The 22,835-nt window shown below is 60.4% G+C and carries 20 protein-coding genes; 4 read left to right on the forward strand and 16 right to left on the reverse strand.

Annotated features, from left to right (window positions below):
* The 16 genes from nadD to IHN22_RS07975 form a co-directional block, all read right to left on the reverse strand.
* Nucleotides 1-956, reverse strand: a 956-nt coding sequence (gene nadD / locus IHN22_RS07900; RefSeq protein WP_191434626.1) for a nicotinate (nicotinamide) nucleotide adenylyltransferase, incomplete at its 3' end; no start/stop codon positions are given.
* A gap of 19 nt (nucleotides 957-975) precedes the next feature.
* Nucleotides 976-1,299, reverse strand: coding sequence for a ribosome assembly RNA-binding protein YhbY (yhbY, locus tag IHN22_RS07905; protein ID WP_087330839.1), 324 nt, complete (start codon nucleotides 1,297-1,299; stop codon nucleotides 976-978).
* On the reverse strand, nucleotides 1,283-1,882 hold the full coding sequence (locus tag IHN22_RS07910; protein WP_087330837.1) for an XTP/dITP diphosphatase: 600 nt from the start codon (nucleotides 1,880-1,882) through the stop codon (nucleotides 1,283-1,285). Before IHN22_RS07910 ends, yhbY begins: the two co-directional genes overlap by 17 nt.
* Before the next feature lie 3 nt (nucleotides 1,883-1,885).
* Nucleotides 1,886-2,587 (reverse strand): ribonuclease PH, encoded by a 702-nt coding sequence (rph, locus tag IHN22_RS07915; RefSeq protein ID WP_087266945.1) that lies wholly within the window; start codon nucleotides 2,585-2,587, stop codon nucleotides 1,886-1,888.
* Between the two features lie 14 nt (nucleotides 2,588-2,601).
* Nucleotides 2,602-3,501, reverse strand: coding sequence for a signal recognition particle-docking protein FtsY (gene ftsY, locus IHN22_RS07920; protein WP_087266948.1), 900 nt, complete (start codon nucleotides 3,499-3,501; stop codon nucleotides 2,602-2,604).
* Between the two features lie 41 nt (nucleotides 3,502-3,542).
* On the reverse strand, nucleotides 3,543-7,112 hold the full coding sequence (smc, locus tag IHN22_RS07925; RefSeq protein WP_191434628.1) for a chromosome segregation protein SMC: 3,570 nt from the start codon (nucleotides 7,110-7,112) through the stop codon (nucleotides 3,543-3,545).
* A gap of 348 nt (nucleotides 7,113-7,460) precedes the next feature.
* The gene (rnc, locus tag IHN22_RS07930) at nucleotides 7,461-8,132 is read right to left on the reverse strand and encodes a ribonuclease III (RefSeq protein WP_087189305.1); all 672 of its coding nucleotides are present in this window, start codon (nucleotides 8,130-8,132) and stop codon (nucleotides 7,461-7,463) included.
* A 64-nt stretch (nucleotides 8,133-8,196) separates the two neighbouring features.
* The gene (locus IHN22_RS07935) at nucleotides 8,197-8,430 is read right to left on the reverse strand and encodes an acyl carrier protein (protein WP_087189306.1); all 234 of its coding nucleotides are present in this window, start codon (nucleotides 8,428-8,430) and stop codon (nucleotides 8,197-8,199) included.
* A gap of 94 nt (nucleotides 8,431-8,524) precedes the next feature.
* Nucleotides 8,525-9,562: a phosphate acyltransferase PlsX gene (gene plsX, locus IHN22_RS07940; RefSeq protein ID WP_191434630.1), complete on the reverse strand. Its 1,038-nt coding sequence runs from the start codon at nucleotides 9,560-9,562 to the stop codon at nucleotides 8,525-8,527.
* Between the two features lie 274 nt (nucleotides 9,563-9,836).
* Nucleotides 9,837-11,141 (reverse strand): methylenetetrahydrofolate--tRNA-(uracil(54)-C(5))-methyltransferase (FADH(2)-oxidizing) TrmFO, encoded by a 1,305-nt coding sequence (gene trmFO, locus IHN22_RS07945; protein WP_191434632.1) that lies wholly within the window; start codon nucleotides 11,139-11,141, stop codon nucleotides 9,837-9,839.
* A 21-nt stretch (nucleotides 11,142-11,162) separates the two neighbouring features.
* Complete coding sequence (locus IHN22_RS07950) at nucleotides 11,163-11,780, reverse strand: flavodoxin family protein (RefSeq protein WP_087329598.1); 618 nt, start codon at nucleotides 11,778-11,780, stop codon at nucleotides 11,163-11,165.
* A 26-nt stretch (nucleotides 11,781-11,806) separates the two neighbouring features.
* Complete coding sequence (topA, locus tag IHN22_RS07955; RefSeq protein ID WP_191434634.1) at nucleotides 11,807-14,125, reverse strand: type I DNA topoisomerase; 2,319 nt, start codon at nucleotides 14,123-14,125, stop codon at nucleotides 11,807-11,809.
* A 15-nt stretch (nucleotides 14,126-14,140) separates the two neighbouring features.
* Nucleotides 14,141-15,364, reverse strand: coding sequence for a DNA-processing protein DprA (gene dprA, locus IHN22_RS07960; protein ID WP_087329602.1), 1,224 nt, complete (start codon nucleotides 15,362-15,364; stop codon nucleotides 14,141-14,143).
* A 24-nt stretch (nucleotides 15,365-15,388) separates the two neighbouring features.
* Entirely contained in the window at nucleotides 15,389-16,159 is a 771-nt protein-coding gene (locus tag IHN22_RS07965; RefSeq protein ID WP_300985988.1) for a TrmH family RNA methyltransferase, read from the reverse strand.
* A gap of 1 nt (nucleotide 16,160) precedes the next feature.
* Complete coding sequence (locus tag IHN22_RS07970; protein WP_087189312.1) at nucleotides 16,161-16,814, reverse strand: potassium channel family protein; 654 nt, start codon at nucleotides 16,812-16,814, stop codon at nucleotides 16,161-16,163.
* Between the two features lie 28 nt (nucleotides 16,815-16,842).
* Entirely contained in the window at nucleotides 16,843-18,225 is a 1,383-nt protein-coding gene (locus IHN22_RS07975) for a TrkH family potassium uptake protein (protein WP_087189313.1), read from the reverse strand.
* Between the two features lie 504 nt (nucleotides 18,226-18,729).
* On the opposite strand from IHN22_RS07975, the gene IHN22_RS07980 reads away from it, so the two are divergent.
* From IHN22_RS07980 to IHN22_RS12810, 4 genes are all read left to right on the forward strand, one after another.
* Entirely contained in the window at nucleotides 18,730-19,902 is a 1,173-nt protein-coding gene (locus tag IHN22_RS07980; protein ID WP_087189315.1) for a hypothetical protein, read from the forward strand.
* 23 nt (nucleotides 19,903-19,925) lie between these two features.
* Entirely contained in the window at nucleotides 19,926-20,987 is a 1,062-nt protein-coding gene (locus IHN22_RS07985; RefSeq protein ID WP_191434635.1) for an SPFH domain-containing protein, read from the forward strand.
* 181 nt (nucleotides 20,988-21,168) lie between these two features.
* Complete coding sequence (locus tag IHN22_RS07990) at nucleotides 21,169-22,173, forward strand: vWA domain-containing protein (RefSeq protein ID WP_300985993.1); 1,005 nt, start codon at nucleotides 21,169-21,171, stop codon at nucleotides 22,171-22,173.
* Nucleotides 22,128-22,541: a hypothetical protein gene (locus tag IHN22_RS12810; RefSeq protein WP_300985995.1), complete on the forward strand. Its 414-nt coding sequence runs from the start codon at nucleotides 22,128-22,130 to the stop codon at nucleotides 22,539-22,541. The genes IHN22_RS07990 and IHN22_RS12810 overlap by 46 nt, the downstream gene beginning before the upstream one ends.
* The last annotated feature ends 294 nt before the right edge of the window (nucleotides 22,542-22,835 follow it).

The following is a 22,835-nucleotide window of genomic DNA, read 5'->3' on the forward strand; positions in this document are numbered from 1 at the left end:
CAGAAAATCGCATTGTAAATATCGTCACTCACTCCATACACATCCCGGGCCACACACGCCCCGGTTTTGGAATGGAGCAGCTTAACAGCACGCTGTTCCAAATCATCCAGTACGATACCATATTTATGGCATAATTGCAACTGTTCGTCCATCTCCAGATATTTTGTAATATCATGGAGGATACCTGCCCGGCGGGCCTTTTCCTCGTCGGCGCCCCAGCGGCGGGCCAGACGCACCGCCTCCTCTTCCGTGCCCCTGATGTGGGCAATTCGCTTGGCCCGGATCATGGAGCAGGCGCAGGCCCGCAGTTCCCGGTCCGGCAGATGCTTCAGGTCAAAATGGACCCCGTACAGGCCGTGGCGGATGATATATCCATATACTGCCGGAGACAGATACTCCTGTCCCTCTCCCCGGGCCAGCAGCTCCCTCAGCTGGGTGGAGGATACATCTACAATATGGGGCAGCTGGAGCACACAGGTCTTGGCCCCGAAGGTCTTTTGCAGATACTCTGCCTGGATGTTCAGGGCCTCGCCGCTGTCGCTCTGGGTACGGGCAAAGGTACATACCCCTGCCAGGCGGGTGATCCGTTGGGGCTCCCACCAGTTCTGCAGGGTAAGAAACATATCGGTACCCATCATCAGCCACAGCTCCGCATTGGGATACTGGGCGTGGATCTGCTCCAGCGTATCCGCAGTGTAGCTTTTCCCGGGTCGGGAGAGCTCCAGGGCATTGACCCCGATCCGATCGGGCAGCAGCAGACTGTCCGCCGCCAGCTCCACCATAGCCAGCCGCTCCCGGGGTCCGGGACTGTCCTCAGGCAGTTCCTTGTGGGGCGGCAGCGCCGCCGGGACAAACTGCAAACGGTCCAGCTCCAGAACGTCCATCGCCGCCTGAGCCGAGGTCAGATGCCCCAAATGGGGTGGATTGAAGGTCCCGCCATAGATGCCCAGCTTCATGACCATGCCCCCTCGTTTATTATGCTTTCCGCTTTTTATCCGATACCAGAATGATCTTGTCTTTCTTATCCTTTTTGTGGGTCGGACGATACAGAACAAATTTTGTTCCGATCACCTGCACCACGTCACTGCGGGTAGCAGCAGCCAGTTCCTCCGCCGCCTCCCGGCTGGTGAGCATACAGTTCTCCAGGACCTTGCCCTTGATGAGCTCCCGGGCCTCCAGGGCATCATCGGCCTGCTTCACCAGGTTTTCTCCGATGCCGTCCTTGCCTACATGGAGGATGGTGTCGATGTTGTTTGCCAGGCCCCGCAGCTGGGCCCGCTGTTTACTGGTCAGTTCCATTCAGATAGTTCTCCAATTCTGTTTTAAATTTGTTCAGCGCATTTCCCCGATGGGAAATGGCGTTCTTCTCCTCGGCAGTCAGTTCCGCAAAGGTCTTTTTCAGCCCCGGGATAAAGAACACCGGGTCGTAGCCGAAGCCACCCTCGCCCTTGGGGGCGTAGGCGATGGTGCCGGGGCACTCTCCTCTGGCCTCCACCTTGTCCCCGTTGGGGAAGCAACAGCAGATGCAGGAGACAAATTTGCCCCGCCGGTCCAGCTGGCCCCGCAGGTTCTCTAGCAGCAGCTTATACCGGCCTACGTCGTCCAGCTCGGGACCGCCGTAGCGGGCGGAGTATACGCCGGGGGCGCCGTTGAGGGCGTCCACACACAGACCGGAATCGTCGGCAATGGCAGGCAGACCGGAGGCCTCACATACCGCATGGGCCTTCAGATAGGCATTCTCCTCAAAGGTAGTGCCCGTCTCCTCCACGTCCACATCCACGCCCACTTCGGACTCCAGCACCACGTCCACCCCCAGCTGGGAGAGGATGGCCTTCATTTCCACCAGCTTGTGGGCGTTCTTGCTGGCCAATACCATTTTCATGTCTCAGCCCTCCAGTACGTTTTTCTGGATGGTCTGGAGCTGGGCGATGCCCTTGGCACATAGGTCCACCAGAGCCCGCTGCTCCTCCACGGTAAAGGCCCGGCCCTCGCCGGTGCCCTGGATCTCCACCAGCTTGCCGTCCCCGGTCATGATACAGTTCAGGTCCACCTGAGCGGAGGAATCCTCCTCATAGCATAGGTCCAGCAGCAGCTGATCGTCCACAATGCCGGCAGACACCGCCGCCACCTGATCCACCAGAGCATCGGCAACCCCTACCTTCTTCAGGGCCAGGGCCAGGGCCACATAGCCGCCGGTGACGCTGGCAGTACGGGTGCCGCCGTCTCCCTGGAGCACATCGCAGTCGATGGTTACGGTGCGCTCACCCAACTTTTTCATATCCACGCAGGCCCGGAGGGACCGGCCTACCAGCCGCTGGATCTCCGCGGAGCGGGGAGACAGCTTCAGCTTGGCAATGTCCCGCTTGGAGCGCTCCCGGTTGGCCCGGGGCAGCATGGAGTACTCGGCGGTGACCCAGCCCTCCCCCTCGGGAACGTGGGGCGGGGTGCGCTCCTCCACGCTGGCGCAGCACAGCACCTGAGTGTTGCCGCAGCGGATGAGGCAGGAACCCTCAGCAAATTTGTTGAAGTTAGGAATGATCTCTACAGGCCGCAGCTGGTCCGCCGCCCGTCCGTCAATTCTGGCCATTGTTATAACCTCCATTAAATCAGCGCTTCCACAAAGGCCTCCGCTTCAAAGGGCATAAGGTCGTCGATACCCTCGCCCACGCCGATATACTTCACCGGCACCTGGAGCTCCTGGGCGATGGCAATGACGATGCCGCCCTTGGCGGAGCCGTCCAGCTTGGTGAGGACGATGCCGGTAATGCCGGCGGCCTCCTTGAACTGCTTGGCCTGGATCAGGCCGTTCTGACCGGTGGTGGCGTCCAGCACCAGCAGGGTCTCCCGGTCGCAGCCGGGCAGCTCCCGGTCCACCACCCGGGAGATCTTGTTCAGCTCATTCATCAGGTTCTGCTTGTTGTGCAGCCGCCCGGCGGTATCGATGAGGATCACATCGGTACCTCTGGCCTTGGCGGCGGTGAGGGCGTCAAACACCACGGCGGCGGGATCAGCCCCCTCGTGCTGGCGGACGATCTCCACGCCGGAGCGCTGGCTCCAGATCTCCAGCTGATCCGCGGCGGCAGCCCGGAAGGTATCCGCGGCAGCCATCAGCACGCGCTTGCCCTCCCCCTTCATCTTGGCGGACAGCTTGCCGATGGTGGTGGTCTTACCCACGCCGTTCACACCGATGAACAAAGCCACCGAGGGGGTGGTGGTGAGATGGAGCTCCGGCTCGCCCACCTGGAGCATCTCGGTAAGCACCCGCCGCAGGCAGGCACGAGCAGAGTCCATATCCTTGATTTTCTCCTCCTTCACCCGGCGGCGCAGGGTCTCCACCGCCTTCAGGGTGGTGTCCACGCCCATGTCGCCCAGGATCAGGGTTTCCTCCAACTCGTCGTAGAAGTCGTCGTTGAGCTCACCGGCAAACAGCTGGTCGATGGAGTGGCCGATGTTCTCCTTAGTGCGGGTCAGACCCGCCTTGATCTTCGCAAAAAAGCCCATATTGATTTTGGTTCCTTTCGGTTGTTGATAAAGCTGCCGACTTACTTGATATGCAGCTCTTTTTCCACATCATTGAGATTGATAGTCAACATCCGGCTGACGCCCTGCTCCTGCATGGTGACGCCGTAGAGCACATCCGCTTCCTCCATGGTACCGCGGCGGTGGGTGATGACGATAAACTGGGTCTTGTCCGCCATCTGGCGCATATAGTGAGCAAAGCGCACCACGTTGGCATCGTCCAGAGCGGCCTCGATCTCATCCATCACCACGAAGGGGGTGGGCCGCACTTTCAGAATGGCAAAGTAGAGGGCAATGGCCACGAAGGCCTTCTCGCCGCCTGACAGCAGGGAGAGCACCTTCAATGCCTTGCCCGGGGGCTGCACCCTGATCTCGATGCCGCAGTTCAGGATATCCTCCGGGTCCTCCAGTTCCAGGGTGGCTTTACCTCCTCCGAAGAGCTCGGTAAAGGTCTGCTGGAAGGACTCGTTGAGGATGGCAAACTGTTTGGCAAAGATGGCACGCATCTCCTCGGTGATATCGGCGATAATGCCCTCCAGCTCTTTCTTGGACTTCTGCACATCGTCCCGCTGGTCGGTGAGGTAGGTATAGCGCTCGTTGATGCGCTGAAACTCGTCGATGGCGTCCAGGTTGATGTTGCCCAAAGCAGAGATGGATTTTTTCAGCTCGCCCACCCGGCGCTGGGCCTTGGGGACGCTCTCCAGCTCCACCCGCTGGGCCATGGCCGCCTGGTGGGACAGCTCGTAGGTCTCCCACAGCTTGTCCAACAGGTTCTTCTCCTCCATGGCTGCGGCAGCCTTCTTCTGCTCCAGCACCGACACCTCCCGCTCCAGGTTGAGCAGGGCGCTGTTCTTGTCCCGGGCGTCCTTGTCCGCCTGGTTGCGCTGGGCCTCCAGGGCCAGCTTCTCGTCGTTGATGCGGCTGATGGCGGCCTGACGATCCTGGTTCTCCTGTCGGATGGTCTGGAGCTGCCGCTCCTTCTCCGCGATCTCCTGCTCCAGGCCGGCGTTCTTCTCCTGGAACTGGGAGAGCATCTTCTCCCGCTCGGCCTTGTCGCCGGTCAGGTCCCGGCGCAGTTCCTCCAGTTCGGTCATGGACTTCCGGGCAGCCTGGGCCTCCGCCTCCAGGGCGGCCAGACGCATATTCAGTTCGGCAATGGCCTCGCCCAGAGCCGTGGCCTTCTCCTGGGCTTCACTCTGGCCTTTGGCCTTGCCCTCTGCCTCGGCCCGCAGGGCGGCGGCGGCTCCCTCCAGGGACTCCACCCGGGCACGGGCGGCACGGGTATCCGCCTCGATCTGGGCGGAACGGGCCTGGAGCTGTTCCAGCTCATTCTTCTGGTCGGCCCGCTGCTTCTTCAGATCGGCCAGCTGGGTATCCAGATGGTCTAAGCGCTCCTCCAGCTTGAGGATGTCGTCCTCGTGGCGGCGCTGCTGGGCTTGGGCAGTCTCCATTTCATAGGTGGCGGCGGTAGCCTCCCGCTTGGCCTCCTCCATGGCGTGGGCCGCGTCAGCCAGCTGCTGGGCCACGCCGGTGCGCTGCTGAGCCAGCCGCTCCAACTCGTTGGCCCGGCTCAGGATGCCCGCGCTGCGGGACGCCGAACCGCCGGTCATGGAGCCGCCGGGGTTGAGCACCTGGCCGTCCAGAGTGACGATTTTGAACCGGTAGTTGTATTTCCGGGCCATGGCGATGGCCTTGTCCATATCCTCCGCCACCACGGTGCGGCCCAGCAGGTTGGAAAAGATCTTCTCATACCGGGGGTCAAACTGGATGAGCTCGTTGCCCAGGCCTACAAAGCCGGGCTCCCTGCGCACGCCCTGGTCCCGGAAGTCGGAGGGCCGCATGGAGGTCAGGGGCAGGAAGGTGCTCCGGCCGCCGTCCCGGCGCTTCAGGTACTGGATGGCGGCTTTGCCGTCCTCCTCCCGCTCTACCACGATATGCTGCATGGCGCCCCCCAGGGCGATCTCGATGGCTACCGTACAGGCGTCAGGCACATGGATGAGCCCGGCCACCGGGCCATGGATCCCCCGGAGCTGGCCCTTCTTGGCCTCCCCCATCACCAGCTTTACCGCTTTGGAGTAGCCTTCATACATCTTTTCCATCTCGGAAAGCATATGGATGCGGGAGTTCAGGGCGTTGTCCTCCATCTGGAGTTTGACATGGCGCTCCTCCGCCTCCCTGGCCTTCCGCTGCCGGGTCTCCAGCCGCAGGGCATAACCGCTGATGATGTTCTGTAAGCTGTTCCTGTCCTCTCTGGCCTGGTCCAACTCCTTGGCAGCCTGGCGGCGGGTCTCCTCCACCTCATGGAGCCGCTCCTCACCAGCGGCCAGCTCCTGACGCATGGCCTCGTCCCGGTCCAGCACCTCCTGGGCGGCGGCGGCCAGGGCGGAGATGAGGGCCTTGGCGTCGGCGGCGGAGGCATTCTCCACCGCCTCCTTCCGGCGCAGGTCCTCCAGCTCCTGGGCAATGGCCCCGGCGGAGCGGCTGGCGGAGGCAGCCTCATTCTGGCGGTCTGTCAACTGCTGACGCAGTCCGGCAGTCTGGCCTTCCAGCTCCTCCAACCGGGTCTTACGCTCCCCGATCTGGGCGGCAATGGAATCGGCCCGGCCCTCCTGCTGTTCCAGCTCCCGCTGGATGCGGTCCCGGTTCTCCAGGTTGTTCTGAATATTGGTCTTGAGAACGGCGATGGCATTTTCCAGGCTGTTGGCATCGGCCTCCCGCTGCATCATCTGGAAGCGGACGCCTTCGGTCTCCACGTCCTTGTCCCGCATCTGAGCGGAGAATGCCTCAGCGGCGGCGTACAGATCCTCCACCTGCTGCTGGACCTCCCCTTTCTGGCGGAGGGCATTCTCGTAGTCGGACAGGGTCTTGCGGGACCCGGAGCGAGTTTTCTCCAGCTGGTCCAGCCACAGGGAAATCTCCAGCCCACGCAGCTCGTCCCGCAGGATGAGGAACTTCTTGGCCTTCTCGCTCTGCTGGCGGAGGGGCTCCACCTGGAGCTCCAGCTCATCGATCTTGTCGGTGATGCGCACCAGATTCTCCTGGGTGCGCTCCAGCTTGCGCTCGGCCTCCTCCTTCCGGTGGCGGAACCTGGAGATACCGGCGGCCTCCTCAAAAATCTCCCGGCGGTCGCCGCTCTTCACCGACAGGATCTCGTCGATACGGCCCTGACCGATGATGGAATAGCCCTCCCGGCCCAGGCCGGTGTCCATGAACAGCTCGTTCACGTCCTTCAGGCGGACGGAACGGCGGTTGATATAGTACTCACTCTCGCCGGAGCGGTAGTACCGGCGGGTGACCATGACCTCGCTCTCCTCCAGCGGGAAGATATGGTCGGTATTGTCCAGCACCAGGGACACCTCGGCAAAGCCCTGCTGCTTGCGCAGGGCGGTACCGCCGAAGATCACATCCTCCATCTTACCGCCCCGGAGGGCCTTGGTGGACTGCTCCCCCATGACCCAGCGGATGGCGTCGGAGATATTCGATTTTCCGCTGCCGTTGGGACCAACGATAGCGGTGATGTCCTCCCCGAAGGAGAGAACCGTTTTATCCGGGAATGATTTGAATCCCTGGATCTCCAGCGCTTTTAAATACAAGGCGGCACCTCGCAACACATATACTTCTGAATAAAGTATTATATCAAGGAATGAAGGCTATTGCAAATCCTTTTGCCCCCGAAACACATAAAACAGGACTGCGGATGATCCGCAGTCCTGTTTCTTTCCAGTTGATGCCCTCAGCCCTTCAGCTTCTCAATGGCAGCTTTGGCGGTATTCTGCTCCGCCCCCAAACCGCACGGCGGTTTGGGAACCCCATTTCATTCTATCTGTCCGGGTGAAGTGAATTCACCCGGCATCAAGGTTTTGCCTCCGGCAAAACGCTTGGCGCCGCAGAGCGGCGGCTCGCTTACGCTCGCAAAAGAGGCGGAGCACTCTGGCAATCACTCAACCCTTCAGTTTCTCGATGGCGGCCTTGGCGGCATTCTGCTCCGCCTCTTTTTTGCTGCGGCCCTTGCCCTGGCCGATGGGGGTGCCGTTCAGGTCCACCTCCACCGAGAAGATCTTGGCGTGGTCGGGGCCCTCGGCGCCGATGAGCTGATAGCCCAGCACCTGGCCGCTCTCCCGCTGAACCAGCTCCTGCAGGGCGGTCTTGTAGTCCCGGCTGGCGCTCTTCTCCTCTTCCCGGTCCAGGATAAATTTCTGGATGATTTTTCTAGCGGAGCCGATGCCGCCGTCCAGGTAGACAGCGGCGATCACCGCCTCCACCGCATCAGCCACGATGGAAGGCCGTTCTCTGCCGCCGCCGGCGTCCTCACCCTTGCCCAGTTTCAGGTAGGCTCCCAGGTTCAGCTGCTGGGCCACCTCCACCAGGCTGCCCTCGCACACCAGGGCCGCCCGGGTGCGGGTCAGATCCCCCTCGGGCAGATCGGGATGGGTGCGGAACAGGTAGTCCGCCGTCACCATACCCAGCACGGAGTCTCCCAGAAACTCCAGCCGCTCATTGCTCTGGCACCCTCTCGCCTTGTTCTCGTTGGCGTAGGAGCTGTGGGTCAGAGCGTTTTCCAACAGGGCCCGCTGGTTGAAGCGGTAACCCAGCTTTTCTTCCAAGGCTTCCATGGCCGTCCCTCCCTTTCATGACAGGAGCCCCGCCGTCGGCGGGGCTCCCCAGTCTGATTCTGTGTCAGTCTTCCAGTTTGGACTTCAGATAGCGGACCAGGTCGGCCACAGTGGCAACGCCGGACAGGTCGTCCTCGTCCATATTCTCCAGGCCGAACTCCTCTTCCACCGCCATGGTCAGTTCCACGATGTCCAGAGAGTCGGCACCCAGGTCCTCGAAGGAGGTGTCCATGGTGATGCTGTCAGCTTCCACACCAAACTGCTCGGACAGCAGACCGGCAATCTTCTCAAAAATCATGTTCATCTACTCCTGTCGCATCCGTCGTCCGACGGCGTCTTTGCTTTTGCACTATGATAATAGTGCAAGTTTCAATGACCTGTCAATAGGTAAGTCAAATTTTTTCCTCGCCACCGGGGGTCAGGCGCATATATTCGATGTTATCCACCAAATCGTCGATCATACCGGAGGAGGCGAAATCCCGGGCCTGGCGGATGGCGTTCTTGATGGCGTAGTCGTTGGAGGAGCCGTGGGCCTTGATCACCGGCTTGGAGATGCCGATGAGGGCGGTACCGCCCACCTCGCTGGAGTCCATCTTCTTTTTGAACTGCTTCAGCCCACCGGACACCAGCACCGCCGCCAGCTTGGTCAGGAAGCTCTTCTTGAACATGGCCTTCAGTTCCTTGGCCATATACCCGGCGGTGCCCTCCATGGTCTTGAGGAAGATGTTGCCCGAGTAGCCGTCGGACACGATGACGTCCACCTGGCCGAACACCGCCTCACGGGCCTCCACGTTGCCCACGAAGTGGATGCGTCCGGCCTTGTCGGCGGCGGTGAGCAGGGCGTGGGCTTCCCGCTGCAGGTCGGTGCCCTTGGAGGGCTCAGCGCCGATGTTCAGCAAGCCCACCTTGGGCTCGGGACGCTTAAGTACCCGCTCGGCGTAGTAGGAGCCCATAAAGGCAAACTGGAGCAGGTACTCCGGGGTACCCTCGGCGGTAGCGCCGCAGTCGATGAGCACCGCCCCGCCAGCGCCGGTGGGCACCACAGGGGCCAGGGCGGCCCGGCGGATGCCGCGCACCCGCTTGATCATCAGGGTGGCGGCGGAGAGCAGGGCGCCGGTGCTGCCGGCGGACACAAAGGCATCGCCGTCCCCGTTTTTCAGCAGGTTGAGGCCCACGGTGAGGGAGGAGTCCTTCTTCTCCCGGAAGGCGGTGGCGGGGTTGTCGCACATCTCCACCACCTGGCTGGCGTGGGCGATCTCCAGGCCGGGAGGCAGCTGATCGATGCCGTCGTCCTTCAGGACCTTGAGGATATCCTCTCCCCGGCCCACCAGGATGACCTCCACCCCCAGCTCACGGACCGCAGCCAGTGCGCCCCGCACATTGGAAGCCGGTGCGTTGTCGCCCCCCATGGCGTCTACGATGATCTTCATATGGTTCTCCTCTTCTTTCTGTGTTCTTCCGTTTTCAGACGAGTTGGGGCCTCAGCCCTCTACATCCAGTCCCGCCAGCACTTCCAGCGCCCGCTTGGAAAGCTCAGCGTTCTTGTTCCGCTTGTTCCCCACGGAAATCATATTTCCGTGGGGGCCCCGACCCTGAAATCTGCTCGGGCGAAGTGAATTCGCCCGGCATCAAGATTTTGCTTCGCAAAATACTTGGCGCCGCACGGCGGCGGGTCGCTTTCGCTCCCGGGCAAGCGGACGCGCCTTATTCTACATCCAGTCCCGCCAGCACTTCCAAAGCCCGCTTACTCAATTCGGCATTCTTGTTCCGCTTGCCCTTGACCTTATAGCCCAGGGGCGGGATGATGCCGAAATTCACATTCATGGGCTGGAAATCGGTAACGCTCTCATTGCTGATATACAGGGCCAGCGCGCCGGTGGCGGTCTCCTGAGGGAAATCCACCGGCGGCTTGCCGGTGAGCCGCCGGGCCAACTCCACCGCCGCCAGGAAGCCGGAGGCGGTGGACTCCACATAGCCCTCCACCCCGGTGATCTGACCGGCAAAACAGATCCGGGGGTCCTTCTTCACCCGGTAGTACCGGTCCAGCAGCCGGGGGGAGTCCAGGTAGGTGTTGCGGTGCATGACGCCGTAGCGGACGAACTCCGCGTTTTTCAGGGCGGGGATCATGGAGAATACCCGCTTCTGCTCGGGCCACTTCAGATGGGTCTGGAAGCCAACCAGATTGTAGATGGTGCCGTCGGCATTGTCCCGCCGCAGCTGCACCACGGCAAAGGGCTCCTTGCCGGTCTTGGGGTCCCGCAGGCCCCGGGGCTTCAGGGGCCCGTAGCACAGGGTCTGCTTGCCCCGGCGGGCCATGACCTCCACCGGCATACAGCCCTCAAACACGTTCTTGTCCTCAAAGCCGTGGACCTCCGCCTCCTGGGCGACGCACAGCTCGGTCCAGAAGGCGTCGTACTCCTCCTCGGTCATGGGGCAGTTGATGTAGTCCGGGGTGCCTTTGTCGTAGCGGGAGGCAAAGAAGGCGCTGTCCATGTCTACGCTTTCAAAGGTGACCAGAGGGGCAGCGGCATCAAAGAAGTTGAGGTAGTGGCTCTCCGGGAAGAAATCCTTGATGGCGTCCGCCAGCACATCGGAGGTCAGCGGCCCGGAAGCCACAATCACATTGCCCTCTTTGGGGATGGCGGTAACCTCCTCCTCCACCACAGTGATGAGAGGATGATTCCGGATCTTTTCGGTAATGGCCCGGGCAAAGCCGTGGCGGTCCACCGCCAGGGCGCCGCCGGCCTCCACCCGGTGCTCGTCGGCGCAGGAGAGGATGAGGGAGCCCATCCGCCGCAGCTCCTCCTTCAGCAGGCCCACCGCGTTCTCCAGTTGGTCGGAGCGCAGGGAGTTGGAGCACACCAACTCGCCAAACCACTGGGTATGGTGGGCGGGGGTCATTTTGTGGGGCTTCATTTCCTTCAGGATCACGGGGATGCCCCGCCGGGCCAGCTGCCACGCAGCCTCACACCCAGCCAGACCCGCGCCGATCACGAGTACAGGTTCCATAGGTTCCTCCTTGGAGTAAGGTCAACGGATGAAGTTGGTCCGCTGGGCGGGTTCCCGCTGGGGCAGGCCGTACTGGGCCTTGCCCAGGGCGATGCTCTTGACCAGGAAAGCCATGTTTCGGGCCAGGGTACGCATGGTTTGCAGCCCCTCCGCATCCTGAGCGGCCTCGCCGGGCGCTCTGCCGTGGATGCTGTTCCAGTACTGGCTGGAGGCCACCGGCATCCCGCTGATGGTAAAGAATTTGTTCAGCTCGTCAAAGGTGGATGACAGTCCGCCCCGGCGGGCAGCCACCACGCTGGCTCCCACCTTCATGGTCTTGTCAAAGGGGGTGGAGTAAAACAGGCGGGTCAGAAAAGCCACCAGGGTGGCATTGGCCGAGGCGTAGTATACCGGGCTGCCCACCACCAGGCCGTCGCAGGCCTCAAACTTGGGGGCAATCTCATTGACCAGATCGTCAAACACACACCGGCCCAGCTCGCTGCACCGGCCGCAGGCCACACAGCTGCGAATATCCCGATGTCCGATGTGGATCAGTTCCGTCTCAATGCCCTGGTCGGCAAATACCTTCTCCATCTCTCCCAGCGCCAAGGCGGTATTGCCGTTGGCCCGGGGACTTCCGTTCAGCAACAGGATCTTCATGGCTTTTCCTTCCCTTTCTCCGCCGGTCAGGCCTCTTCTGTGGTCTTGGCGGCTTTTTGGGTGGTCGTCTTTTTCGTTGTGGTCTTTTTGGCGGCGGTGGCCTTTTTCGTGGTCGCCGCCTTCTTGGTGGTGGTCTTTTTGGCCGCAGTCTTCTTGGCGGGCTTCTTCTCCTCCTCGGGGGGAGCGCCCTCCGCCGGAGTCTCTGTGACGGCAGTGGTCTTTTTCTTATAGCCCCGCTGGTCCTCAGGCAGGAAGTTGGGGCACTCGGGGTTGATGCAGAAGGGCTTCTTGAAACCACGGCCCGACTTCTTGAACAGGGTATGGCCGCACTCGGGGCAGTTGTCCTTCACGGGTACATCCCAGGTCATAAAGTCACACCGGCGGGCCTCATCCTTGTTGGCGTTATTCTCGCAGCCGTAGTAGGCATAGCCCCGCTTGGAGGTCTTTTTCAGGATCTTACCGCCGCACTTGGGGCACTTGCCCGGCATTTCAATAACGATGGGCTGGGTGTGGTCGCACTCCGGCCAGCCGGGGCAGGCCAGGAACCGGCCGAACCGGCCTGATTTATACACCAGGTTGCGGCCGCACTTGGGACAGATTACATCAGACACCTCGTCGGGCACCTTGATGCGCTCGCCGTCCAGGTCCTGCTCGGCCTGCTTCAGCTCCTTCTCAAATCCGCCGTAGAACTGGCTCAGCAGACTCTTCCAGTCCACCTTGCCAGTCTCCACCTCGTCCAGCTGCTCCTCCATGTTGGCGGTGAAGGCGGTATCCACAATGTCGGTGAATTTGTCCTTCATCAGGCCGGTCACCACCTCTCCCAAGGGGGTGGGCCGCAGGTTCTTGCCCTCTTTTACCACATACTCCCGGTCCAGAATGGTGGAGATGGTGGGGGCATAGGTGGAAGGGCGTCCGATGCCCTTCTCCTCCAGGGCCTTGATGAGGGTAGCCTCGGTGTAGCGGCTGGGGGGCTGGGTGAAGTGCTGATCGGGTTTCAGGCCCTTCAGCTCCAGGGGCTCCCCCTCCTTCAGGTCGGGCAGGGGGGACTGGAAAGCCTCGTCCTCCTCGTCCTTACCCTCCACGTACACAGCGGTATAGCCGGAGAACTTGAGAGAGGAGTGGGTGGCCCGGAAGGTATAGCCGGCGGACTCCACCTCGATGGACACGCTGTCATAGACGGCGGAGGCCATCTGGCAGGCCAGGAAGCGGCTCCAGATCAGCTTATAGAGCTTGTACTGCTCGGCGGTAAGGGACTTTTTGATGCCCTCCGGGGTGAGGGCCACGTTGGAGGGCCGGATGGCCTCGTGGGCGTCCTGGGCCCCGGATTTGGTCTTGTACACCCTGGGCTTGCCGGGGTAGTACTGCTCGCCATAGCGGGACAGGATGAAGTCCCGGGCGGCGGCGGTGGCCTCGTCGGACAGGCGGAGGGAGTCGGTACGCATATAGGTGATAAGACCCACGGTACCCTCGCCCTCAATGTCCACGCCTTCATAGAGCTGCTGGGCAATGGACATGGTGCGCCGGGGGGTCATGTTCAGCTTGCGGCTGGCCTCCTGCTGGAGGGTGGAGGTGATGAAGGGAGGCGCCGGGTTGCGCTGCTTGTCCTGGCGCTTGACGCTCTTCACGGAGAAGGGGGAAGCCTGGACAGCCTGGGCCACATCCTGAACGGCCTCCGCGCTGTTCAGCTCCATCTTCTTCTCTTTTCCGTAGAAACTGGCCTTGAACTGCCCCAGATTGGGGGAGATACGGGCCAGATCGGCCTCCAGGGACCAGTACTCCTGAGGCACGAAGGCCTTGATGTCGGCCTCACGCTCACACACCAGCCGGGTGGCCACCGACTGAACCCGTCCGGCGGACAGGCCCCGGCGGATCTTTTTCCACAGCAGGGGGGAGATCTGATAGCCCACGATACGGTCCAGCACCCGGCGGGCCTGCTGGGCATTGACCAGGTCCATGTCGATAACCCGGGGGTGGGCGATGGAGTCGTTGACCACCTTCTTGGTAATCTCATTAAAGGTCACCCGGTAGGTCTTGTCGTCGGGAATCCCCAGCATCTCCTTTAGATGCCAGGAGATGGCCTCTCCTTCCCGGTCAGGGTCGGTGGCCAGAAATACTTTATCGCTCTTCTTGGCGGCCTTGGTCAGGTCGTCGATGACCTCTTCCTTGCCCTTGATGGGCTGATAGTCCACCGTGAAGTCGTTGTCCACATCCACGCCCAGCTTGCTCTTGGGCAGGTCCCGGACATGGCCCATGGAGGCCTTCACCTGATAGCCGGGCCCCAGATATTTGCCGATAGTCTTGGCCTTCGCCGGGGACTCGACGATTACCAGATTCGATTTTGCCACAGTACGATACTCCTTTTATTTTTGTTCCTCAAAACGGACGGCAGCGGCAAACCGCCGGCCCGGTAATTCCTTCAGATAGCCCCCGGCCTGCAGCAGGGTGAGGGCGGTATTGACCCGCCGGGCAGGGATCTCCGTCTGCCCCACAATCTCGTCGGCAGTGAGGGTCTTTTCCGACAGCAGGAAGAAAATCTCCCGCTGTTCCTCCCCCATCTGCTCCAGACCGCTGCGCGGTGCGACAGGCAGCCCCTCCTTCTGGACGGGCTTTTCGGGTTTTGGCTCAGGCTCCGGCGGCGGGGTGGGCATAACCTCCAGCCGCTCATCCGCCTCCTCGGCGGTCATAGGCTGGGGCTGGCACAGCTTGTGGGCATATCGCCCCTCATACTCACACAGGATATCCCCAGCAGTACGCACCAGCTTGGCCTCGCCCTGGGCAATAAGCCGGTTGGTCCCGGCGCTGGTGGCGGCATCCACCGGTCCGGGGACCGCAAATACATCCCGGCCCTGATCCAGGGCGTCGTGGGCAGTGATGAGAGCGCCACTGCGCTCCCCCGCCTCCACAGCTACCACACCCAGACACAGTCCGCTTAAGATGCGGTTGCGCTGGGGAAAACGCCAGCCATCCGGCCGGGTACCCGGCGGATTCTCCGACAGGATGGCGCCCCGGGCGGCCACATCCTCATAGAGCCAGCTGTTGCAGGCGGGATAGACCACATCCACACCGCCGGCCAGCACCGAAACTACCGGTCCGCCGCCCTGGAGCGCGCCCTTCAGGGAGGCCGCGTCGATACCCTGGGCCAGACCGGACACCACCAGAGCGCCTGCCCGGGCCAGGCCCATAGCAATCCGCCCGGCGGTCCGTACACCGTAGGCGGAGCACTGGCGGGAGCCCACCATTGCAATGGCGACCTCTTCATCAAAGCGGAACAACCTCCCCTTGCCGTAGAGCACCAGGGGATAGTCGCTGAGCTGGAGCAGCCGCTCCGGGTAGGCTCCGTCCTGACAGCTGAGCAAAAACAGGCCCAGCCGGTCGCAGCTCTCCAGAATCCGATTGGTCTGGTCCAGAGATTTGTCACACAGGGAACGCCTGGCCTCCTGGGTCAGGTGCAGAGGCTCATAGGCCTCCCGGTCGGCAAAGTACACCCGCTCGGCGCCGCCGAAATAGTCCAGCAGCTCTACCTGGTGCCGCTGGGGCAGGCCCCGCCGAGTAGAGAGCCAGAGCAGATATTGAATGCCCGCCACGGCGGCCCCTCCTCTCTCGTTGGCTCAGCGGTTCCGCCAGCCCTCCCACAGCGCCACGGACGCCGCCACGGCGGCGTTGAGGGACTCGCAGCGGTCCCGCATGGGGATCTTCAAGGTCAGGGCGCAGACGTCCAGCACAGCCTGGGACACACCTCTGCCCTCGCTTCCAATGACTACCGCGGCGCGGCTCAGATCAGCCGCGCGCAGATCGGCGGTATCCTCCCGCAGTGCGGTGGCATACAGCGGCAGCTCCGCCGTTTTCAAGAGGACGGTAAGTTCCTTCAGCCCAGTCTCCCACACCGGCAGACGGAAGCAGGCGCCCATGGTGGAGCGCACCGTCTTGGGGGAGAATGGCTCGGCACATCCAGGGAGTAGGAACACTCCCTCCGCGCCAAAGGCGTCGGCAGTGCGCCATACAGTACCCACGTTACCCGGGTCCTGGACCCCGTCCAGCACCAGATAAAGTCCCGGGGTCAGTGTCTTTGGCGGCATCAGGTCGGGGGTACGGCACACCGCCAGCATTCCCTGGGGCGTGTCCACCGTGGAAACCGACTTGAGCACGTCGGCGGGCACCTCTACCAGGCGCACACCCTCCGGCAACTTCCGGGGCGGCTCAATGCCTTCGGCCACCACCAGAGTTTCCACCACGGCATTCCAGCGCAGGGCCTCCTCCACCAGCTTATGTCCTTCACAGAGAAAGACTCCCTCCTGCCGGCGGGTTTTCTTGTCGTTTCCCAGCTTCCGCAGCCGGGCCACCAGAGGATTCTGGCGGCTGGTGATCCGTTCCATGCTCATCTTACAGATCCTGCAGGCGGTTGACATCCTCAGTGCGGCCCAGGGCCACCACCGTATCCCCCGCCTCCATAATGGTGCTGGGGCCGGGGGTCACATTGAAGGCCTCCTGTCCCTTTTTCCGTACGGCAATGATGTTGACCTTATAGCGGGCCCGTACATTCAGTTCCGCCAGATTTTTTCCCAGCCAGTCCCGGGGCACGGTGGTCTCCACAATACCAAAATCCTCGCTGAGCTCAATAAAATTGAGGACATTGGAGCTGGACAGGCCCTGGGCCAGCTTGACGCCCATCTCATGCTCGGGGAACACCACCCGGTCGGCGCCGATTTTCTCCAGCACCTTGCGGTGGACATGGCTCTGGGCTTTACAAATTACCTTACGCACGCCCAGTTCCTTCAGGTTCAGGGTGATGAGGGCGGAAGTACCCACATCCACGCCTACCGCCACCACGGCGCAGTCGTAGTTGCGTACGCCCAGGGCCCGGAGCACCGCCGGATCTCTGGCGTCGCCGGTAACGGCATGGGTGACCTTGTCGGCCACCTTCTGTACATTCTCCTCGGAGTCGTCCAGGGCCAGCACCTCGTGGCCCAGGGAGCTGAGCTCGGTGGCCACGGCGCTGCCAAACCGGCCCAGGCCGATGACAACGAAGGTTTTCATTCGGTTACACATCCTTCCAACCGGGTGGTTACCCGATCATCACATTCATTTCCGGATATTTGATCTTGGCCGTCCGGCCGCCGCGGGTGATAAAGGCAATGGAGAAGGAGAGCACACCCACCCGGCCCATATACATCAGCAGAATAATCAGAGACTGGGAAAACACACTCAGTCCCGGTGTGATACCAGTGGTCAGACCCACCGTACCCATGGCGGAGGCTACTTCAAAGGCACAGTCCAGATAGGGCAAATTTTCCACCGTAGAGATCGTCATAGACCCCACCAGGAACAAAAACAGCATCACCAGCGCCAGCGTCATGGCGTTGAGCACCCGGCGGTAGGGAATGGTACGGCCCCGGAAGGTGACCTGCTCCCGTCCTGCCAGTCCGGACCGGAGGGCCAGCAGCAGCACCGCCACAGTAGCCGTTTTCAGGCCGCCGGCAGTGGAGCCGGAGGAGCCGCCGATCAGCATCAGGATAGAAGAAAATGCCTTGCTGGTATCGCTGAGTCCTCCCTGTCCGATGGCGTCAAAGCCGGCGGTACGCAGGGTAATGGACTGGAAGATGGAGTTCATGATCTTCTCCCACAGAGGCATATTCCCCAGGGTGGCGGGATTGGAGTATTCCTCCACCAGGAAGAACAGCGCGCCGCCGATAATCAGCACTCCGGTAACGATAAGCACCATTTTGCTGTACACCGAAAGTTTGTGCCAGCAGCGCTTTTCCAGGATATCCTCCCACACAAAAAAGCCCAGGCCGCCCACTACAATGAGGGCTCCGATGGTGCCCAGCACCAACGGATTGTTCTGCAATCCGGCCAGGCTGCTGAATGCACCGAATTTTCCGCCCAGCAAATCGAAGCCGGCGTTACAGAAGGCGGAGATGGAATGGAAGATCCCCCGCCAGATGCCGCCCAGGATACCAAAATGGGGGATCATGGCAATGCTCAGCAGCACCGCCCCTGTTCCCTCGATCAGGAAGGTACCCATCAGAGCGTGGCGCACCATCCGTACCACACCATCCAGATCGTTCAGGTTCAGAGTGGATACCATAATAAGCCGCTCAGACAAGCCGATGCGGCGGCGCAGGGCAAAGGACACCAGGGTAATCACCGTCATGAAGCCCAGGCCGCCCAACTGAATCATAAGGATAATCACCAGTTGGCCGAAGAAGGACCACTGGACCCAGGTATCCACCAGGATCAGGCCTGTGACGCAGGTGGACGAGGTGGCAGTGAACAACGCCGTAAAGAATCCGGCGCTCTGGCCGTCCCGGGATGCAATGGGCAGGGTGAGCAGCAAAGCACCCACCAAAATGATCACGGCAAAAGAGGCCGCCACGATCCGGGTAGCATTCAGGCTTCGGTTGCGGATAAACATATCCCGCAGCCAAAGAGCAAATCGTTTGATCACAGCTGGGCCCTCCCCCAAAAGTCGGCGCCCGCCGAACGGTCTGTTGGACGCAGAAAAGCATACCGAAGGAAGCTCATTCCTTCGGTATGCCCATTCTCTCTCCGACCGGAGCCCGCCGATTTACCGGCTTCCAGGCTCCACCTGTTTGCAATAAAGCATACCTGATCCGCTGCACAGGGGTACATAGGTCGTTCCTCATCTTTCCAAATTTTCCCAGGGAACACTCCCGTGGAATCATACAAAAGTAACTATAGCATACCCTCCAAAGATATTCAAGTCAACGATTATTATACCCCCACCCTGAATTTCCTACCTTATGTATAAAAAGCCGGCGGGTCCAACCTCCTCCCCTCCTGCACATTTAACAGATTTCGCCAGTTATCAGCCTGTTTGGCATTTCACAATGAAAGAGTTGAAATCCGAGTCAGTTACAAGGTATAATCAGCTATACGCTTCACCAACGCCGGCCCTGTCCGGTATCCAGTTACGAAAGAGGGTCACGGTATGCAGACAGAACATCAGGAAAAAGTGGACCGCCAGGTATGTGCCAACTGCGGCGGAACCATCAAATGGAACATCGCCAAGCAGCGTCTGGAGTGCTCCGCCTGCCGGACTCCCTACATAGCGGAGACTACCGTTCAGCGGGTGGAGGAGCATGATTTTGAGGGATATGTCCAGCGGGAAGGCCAGAGAGTGTCCTTCCCTGACACCGCCATTATCGCCTGCGGTACCTGCGGCGCACAGATCGCTGTGGACGAGCACTGCACTGCCACGGTCTGTCCCATGTGCGGCTCCACCCAGCTTTTGGAGAGCCGCCAGGAGGCCGGCGTTCCCCCCGACGGTGTAATTCCCTTCCGGGTGGATCGGGAAACCGCCCAGCAGAATTTTGCCAAGTGGGTCAAAAGCCGCTGGTTTGCCCCCAACCGTCTGAAACAGGCCTATCAGGCAGGCAAACTCCAGGGCATTTACCTTCCCTTCTGGACCTTTGACGCCCAGGTAACCAGTACATACTGGGGACAAGGCGGTAACACCCATACTGTTCGGGACAGCAAGGGCAACACCCGCACGGAAATTCACTGGCGGCCGGTAAGCGGTACTGTGGGCGGCTTTTATGACGATTTGCAGGTATGCGCAACCATGAATTCAGCCAGCCAGGTGGTGGAAAAGGTCCTGCCCTACAATACCTGCGACAACACCCTTCCTTTCTCCCCCAGCTATCTGTCCGGTTTTCTGGCGGAGCACTATGCCATCCCCGCCACCCAGGCGGTGGATACCGCCAAAGAGCAGGTCCGCACCGATCAGATCAATCAGGCGGAAAGCGACATCCTGTCCCGGGGCTTCAGCCATGCCCGGGTCAGCAATATCAACATTGAATATCACAAGATCACCTATAAACACGTGCTGCTGCCCGCCTGGTCCTCGGCCTTTGCCTACAACGGCAAGCAGTATATGTACATCATCAACGGTGAGAGCGGCAGAGTAGGCGGCCAGCGGCCCTACAGTGTTCCCAAAATCGTGGCGGCGGTAGCCGCGGCAGCGGCAGTCATCACCGCCGCGGTCATTCTGCTCACCGGCGCAGCCGCTCCGCCCGCTCTTCAGGCGGAGGAAAACGCACAGCCTCAGGCTATTGTCATCCAGGAGGATTCTCCCCGGACGGCCTGGGAGGACAATCTCTGAGACATAGAAAGGACGGAAAAGCCATGGCATGGTTTGGTCAAGGAAAAGATACCATTGAATGGGAAGAATTCCGGGATGACGTACTCTTTTACAAGTGGCCCGCCAAGGAGATCAAGCGGGGCTCCCGCCTCATTGTGCGTCCGGGACAGAAGGCCATTTTCTACTCCGACGGTATTGTAGGCGCGGTCTTTGAAAATCAGGGCAATTTTGATATCTACACCGATATTGTTCCCTTCTTCTCCACACTGAAGGGCTGGCTGTCCCTGCGGGGGGACTCCGGCCTGCGCGCGGAGGTCTACTTTGTCAACGCTAAGGAGTTGACTTTGCCCTGGGGCACCCGTCAGCGGATCATGATCCCCACGCCCGAGGTACCCAGCGGTATCCCCGTTGGATGCAACGGCAATCTGGTCATTGAGTTCCGGGACTACCAGACCTTTATCAACAAGGTGGCCGGAGTCAAAGCCACCTATTCTCTGGAGGATGTGGCCGACCGGATCATGGGCGAGCTCAACCCGGTGGTAGCCGAGGCCATCCTGGACGGACAGCAGCAGATGGGGCTTAACGCGCTGGTGGGGCTTCAGCAGAACAGCCGGAAGTTGGGAAAAGCCATTCAGGAGGAGCTGGACAAAGAGCTCAGCGACTTTGGTCTGGGCGTGGCGGACGTCAATATCCTGGCCTTTAACTATCCGCCTGAGGTCCAAAAGATGGCGGAGAAGGTGGCCGCCCAGTCCTTCGTTACCGACATGGGCAAATATACCTCCGTCAGTATGGCCGACAGTATGTCCACCTCCGGCAGCGCTGGTTCGGCCGCCGCCTCTGGTATGGGAATGGCCATGGGAATGCAGATGGCCGCCCAGATGATGGGTCAGATGGGACAGATGACACAGCCCCAGGCCGCCCAGCCTCAGCAGGCCGCCTGTGTCTGTGCCTCCTGTGGCTATGCCAGCCCCACCCAGGTCAAATTCTGTCCTCAGTGCGGCAAGCCCATGGGCCAGCCTCAGCCGGCCGGCGACCGTTTCTGCCCCAACTGCCGTAAAATGGTGGCGGGCAAATTCTGTCCCGACTGCGGCACACCCACCGTGTAATTCACCTCTATCTTTTTAGAAAAACAAGAAAAGGTGGCAGGCACAAAAGTGCCTGCCACCTTTTTGCTTTGCAAAAAGCCCGGATTATTTCGCTGTGCTCTCCGCACTCCTCAGTCTGTGCCACCGATCTCTTTCGCGCATAATATGTTGTGGGATCATTTCCCAGAAGGTGGTAACACGAATGGGTGTTACAAATTCCAACAAGGTAATCAATACCGACCGCATTGCCTGCGACGGTTCGCTGCGTGTGAGTCTGACACTGACTGCCGCGCCGGATATTATCACCAATCCAACCGATACCGTGCTGATTCTGGATCGCTCCGGCAGTATGGCAGGCATACCACTGACCAATATGAAGCTGGGTGCAAAGACATTCATCGACATCATCGATGAGGCCACCGATAACACGCAAGACGGTCAAATCGGTTCCGGCAGCCGGATCGGCATCGTCAGCTTCTCCAATACCGCTGTGGCAAACACGCAGCTTATCACCTCGGTGGACACACTGAAAAGCGCAGTGGACAGCCTGACCGCCGGAGGCACTACCAATCATGCAGACGCCTTCACCAAAGCGATTCAGCTCTTTGATCCCGCCTCCAGCAATGCGAAGGTTATCGTAATCTTTACCGACGGCAATACCACCACCGGCGCTCCGCCCGCGCCTGTGGCTGCCGCCGCCCGCGCTCAGGGCATTGTCATCTACTGTATCGGCCTCATTGGCTCAGATGGTCTGGACATTGGAGCCTTAAATGACTGGGCCACCGACCCGGACGCCTCACACGTGGCGGTGACCCCCGATGCTGCCGACCTTGAAAACCTGTTCGAAGAGCTGGCAGCTAACCTGACCAAACCTGGTGCAACCAATATCGTAATTGATGAGATCGTAAACTCTGATTTTATGATTACAAGCATCTTATCGCCCACAAAGGGCTCCGCTACTATGCTGGATGCACACACCCTGCGATGGACTATTCCCAAATTAGGGGTGGATGTCAGCGAGAGTGCGGTTCTTGACTTTTTTATCCGGCATATTGGCCGGGAACCTGGCATCAAATTGGTCAACCAGTCCATCACTTACTCCGATACCGAAGGCAACAACGTCATCTTCCCGCGCCTACAGTATCCGTGGAGTGCGATATTGTGGTCAATCCGGAGGCCTGTCCAACACCGGTCGCTTTTACGGTAGAGGGCTGCGCCGACTCTGTTCTGGTCGACCTGGGAGATACCTATTTGGAATCCCAAGGCCGCATCATACAAATGGACGTCACGCTTAAAAATGTATGCCCCGGAAAACGAATCGCGCTGGCCGCTATTCTATCTGAGGTAGATGAAGAAGGCAGGGAGCATCAGCGCGGCATGAAGGCAATGACCATCCCAGCCCATAACTTTTCTACCTGCCGGGATATCCAGGTCAAGTGCATCAAATTTGTTGTGCCGGAAGATCTGAGCGTATCCGGAGGTCCATTTTGCAGACCGCGCAACTTCAAGGCCCGCTTTATCGCCAACAGCATCGACACGGACTACCGCTGCTGTGAGTCTGTAATCACATTCTAACCAGCCTGTCATAGGCACTGCAATTCCTGCGGGGAGGGCGTTACATCAGCCGTATCGCCCTCCCCGCAGGACATCTTATTGAATATACACTGTCCACATTTGGATAATTGTCTGAAAAAAGATGGGGAACACGGGCGATTGCGGCGGACACGGGAGTTGCAGCGCGCAAAGCAAATTTTCACAATACCTTATGCAGGTAGTGTCAAGTATTTTTCGCAAAAAAGTCTGCGGGGTCTGGCAAGAACAAAGTCAGCCAGCAACGGAGGTGTCCTCCGGGGCGACCTCCAGATGCTT

Origin of the sequence: Flavonifractor sp. An112, assembly GCF_904377885.1 — a bacterium.
Lineage (GTDB): Bacteria > Bacillota > Clostridia > Oscillospirales > Oscillospiraceae > Flavonifractor > Flavonifractor avicola.

Coding starts and splice junctions, on each gene's coding strand:
- yhbY (WP_087330839.1), bottom strand. CDS start 1,299: ATGGAACTGACCAGTAAACAGCGGGCCCAGCTGCGGGGCCTGGCAAAC.
- IHN22_RS07910 (WP_087330837.1), bottom strand. CDS start 1,882: ATGAAAATGGTATTGGCCAGCAAGAACGCCCACAAGCTGGTGGAAATG.
- rph (WP_087266945.1), bottom strand. CDS start 2,587: ATGGCCAGAATTGACGGACGGGCGGCGGACCAGCTGCGGCCTGTAGAG.
- ftsY (WP_087266948.1), bottom strand. CDS start 3,501: ATGGGCTTTTTTGCGAAGATCAAGGCGGGTCTGACCCGCACTAAGGAG.
- rnc (WP_087189305.1), bottom strand. CDS start 8,132: ATGGAAGCCTTGGAAGAAAAGCTGGGTTACCGCTTCAACCAGCGGGCC.
- IHN22_RS07935 (WP_087189306.1), bottom strand. CDS start 8,430: ATGATTTTTGAGAAGATTGCCGGTCTGCTGTCCGAGCAGTTTGGTGTG.
- plsX (WP_191434630.1), bottom strand. CDS start 9,562: ATGAAGATCATCGTAGACGCCATGGGGGGCGACAACGCACCGGCTTCC.
- trmFO (WP_191434632.1), bottom strand. CDS start 11,141: ATGGAACCTGTACTCGTGATCGGCGCGGGTCTGGCTGGGTGTGAGGCT.
- IHN22_RS07950 (WP_087329598.1), bottom strand. CDS start 11,780: ATGAAGATCCTGTTGCTGAACGGAAGTCCCCGGGCCAACGGCAATACC.
- IHN22_RS07965 (WP_300985988.1), bottom strand. CDS start 16,159: ATGAGCATGGAACGGATCACCAGCCGCCAGAATCCTCTGGTGGCCCGG.
- IHN22_RS07970 (WP_087189312.1), bottom strand. CDS start 16,814: ATGAAAACCTTCGTTGTCATCGGCCTGGGCCGGTTTGGCAGCGCCGTG.
- IHN22_RS07980 (WP_087189315.1), top strand. CDS start 18,730: ATGCAGACAGAACATCAGGAAAAAGTGGACCGCCAGGTATGTGCCAAC.
- IHN22_RS07985 (WP_191434635.1), top strand. CDS start 19,926: ATGGCATGGTTTGGTCAAGGAAAAGATACCATTGAATGGGAAGAATTC.
- IHN22_RS07990 (WP_300985993.1), top strand. CDS start 21,169: ATGGGTGTTACAAATTCCAACAAGGTAATCAATACCGACCGCATTGCC.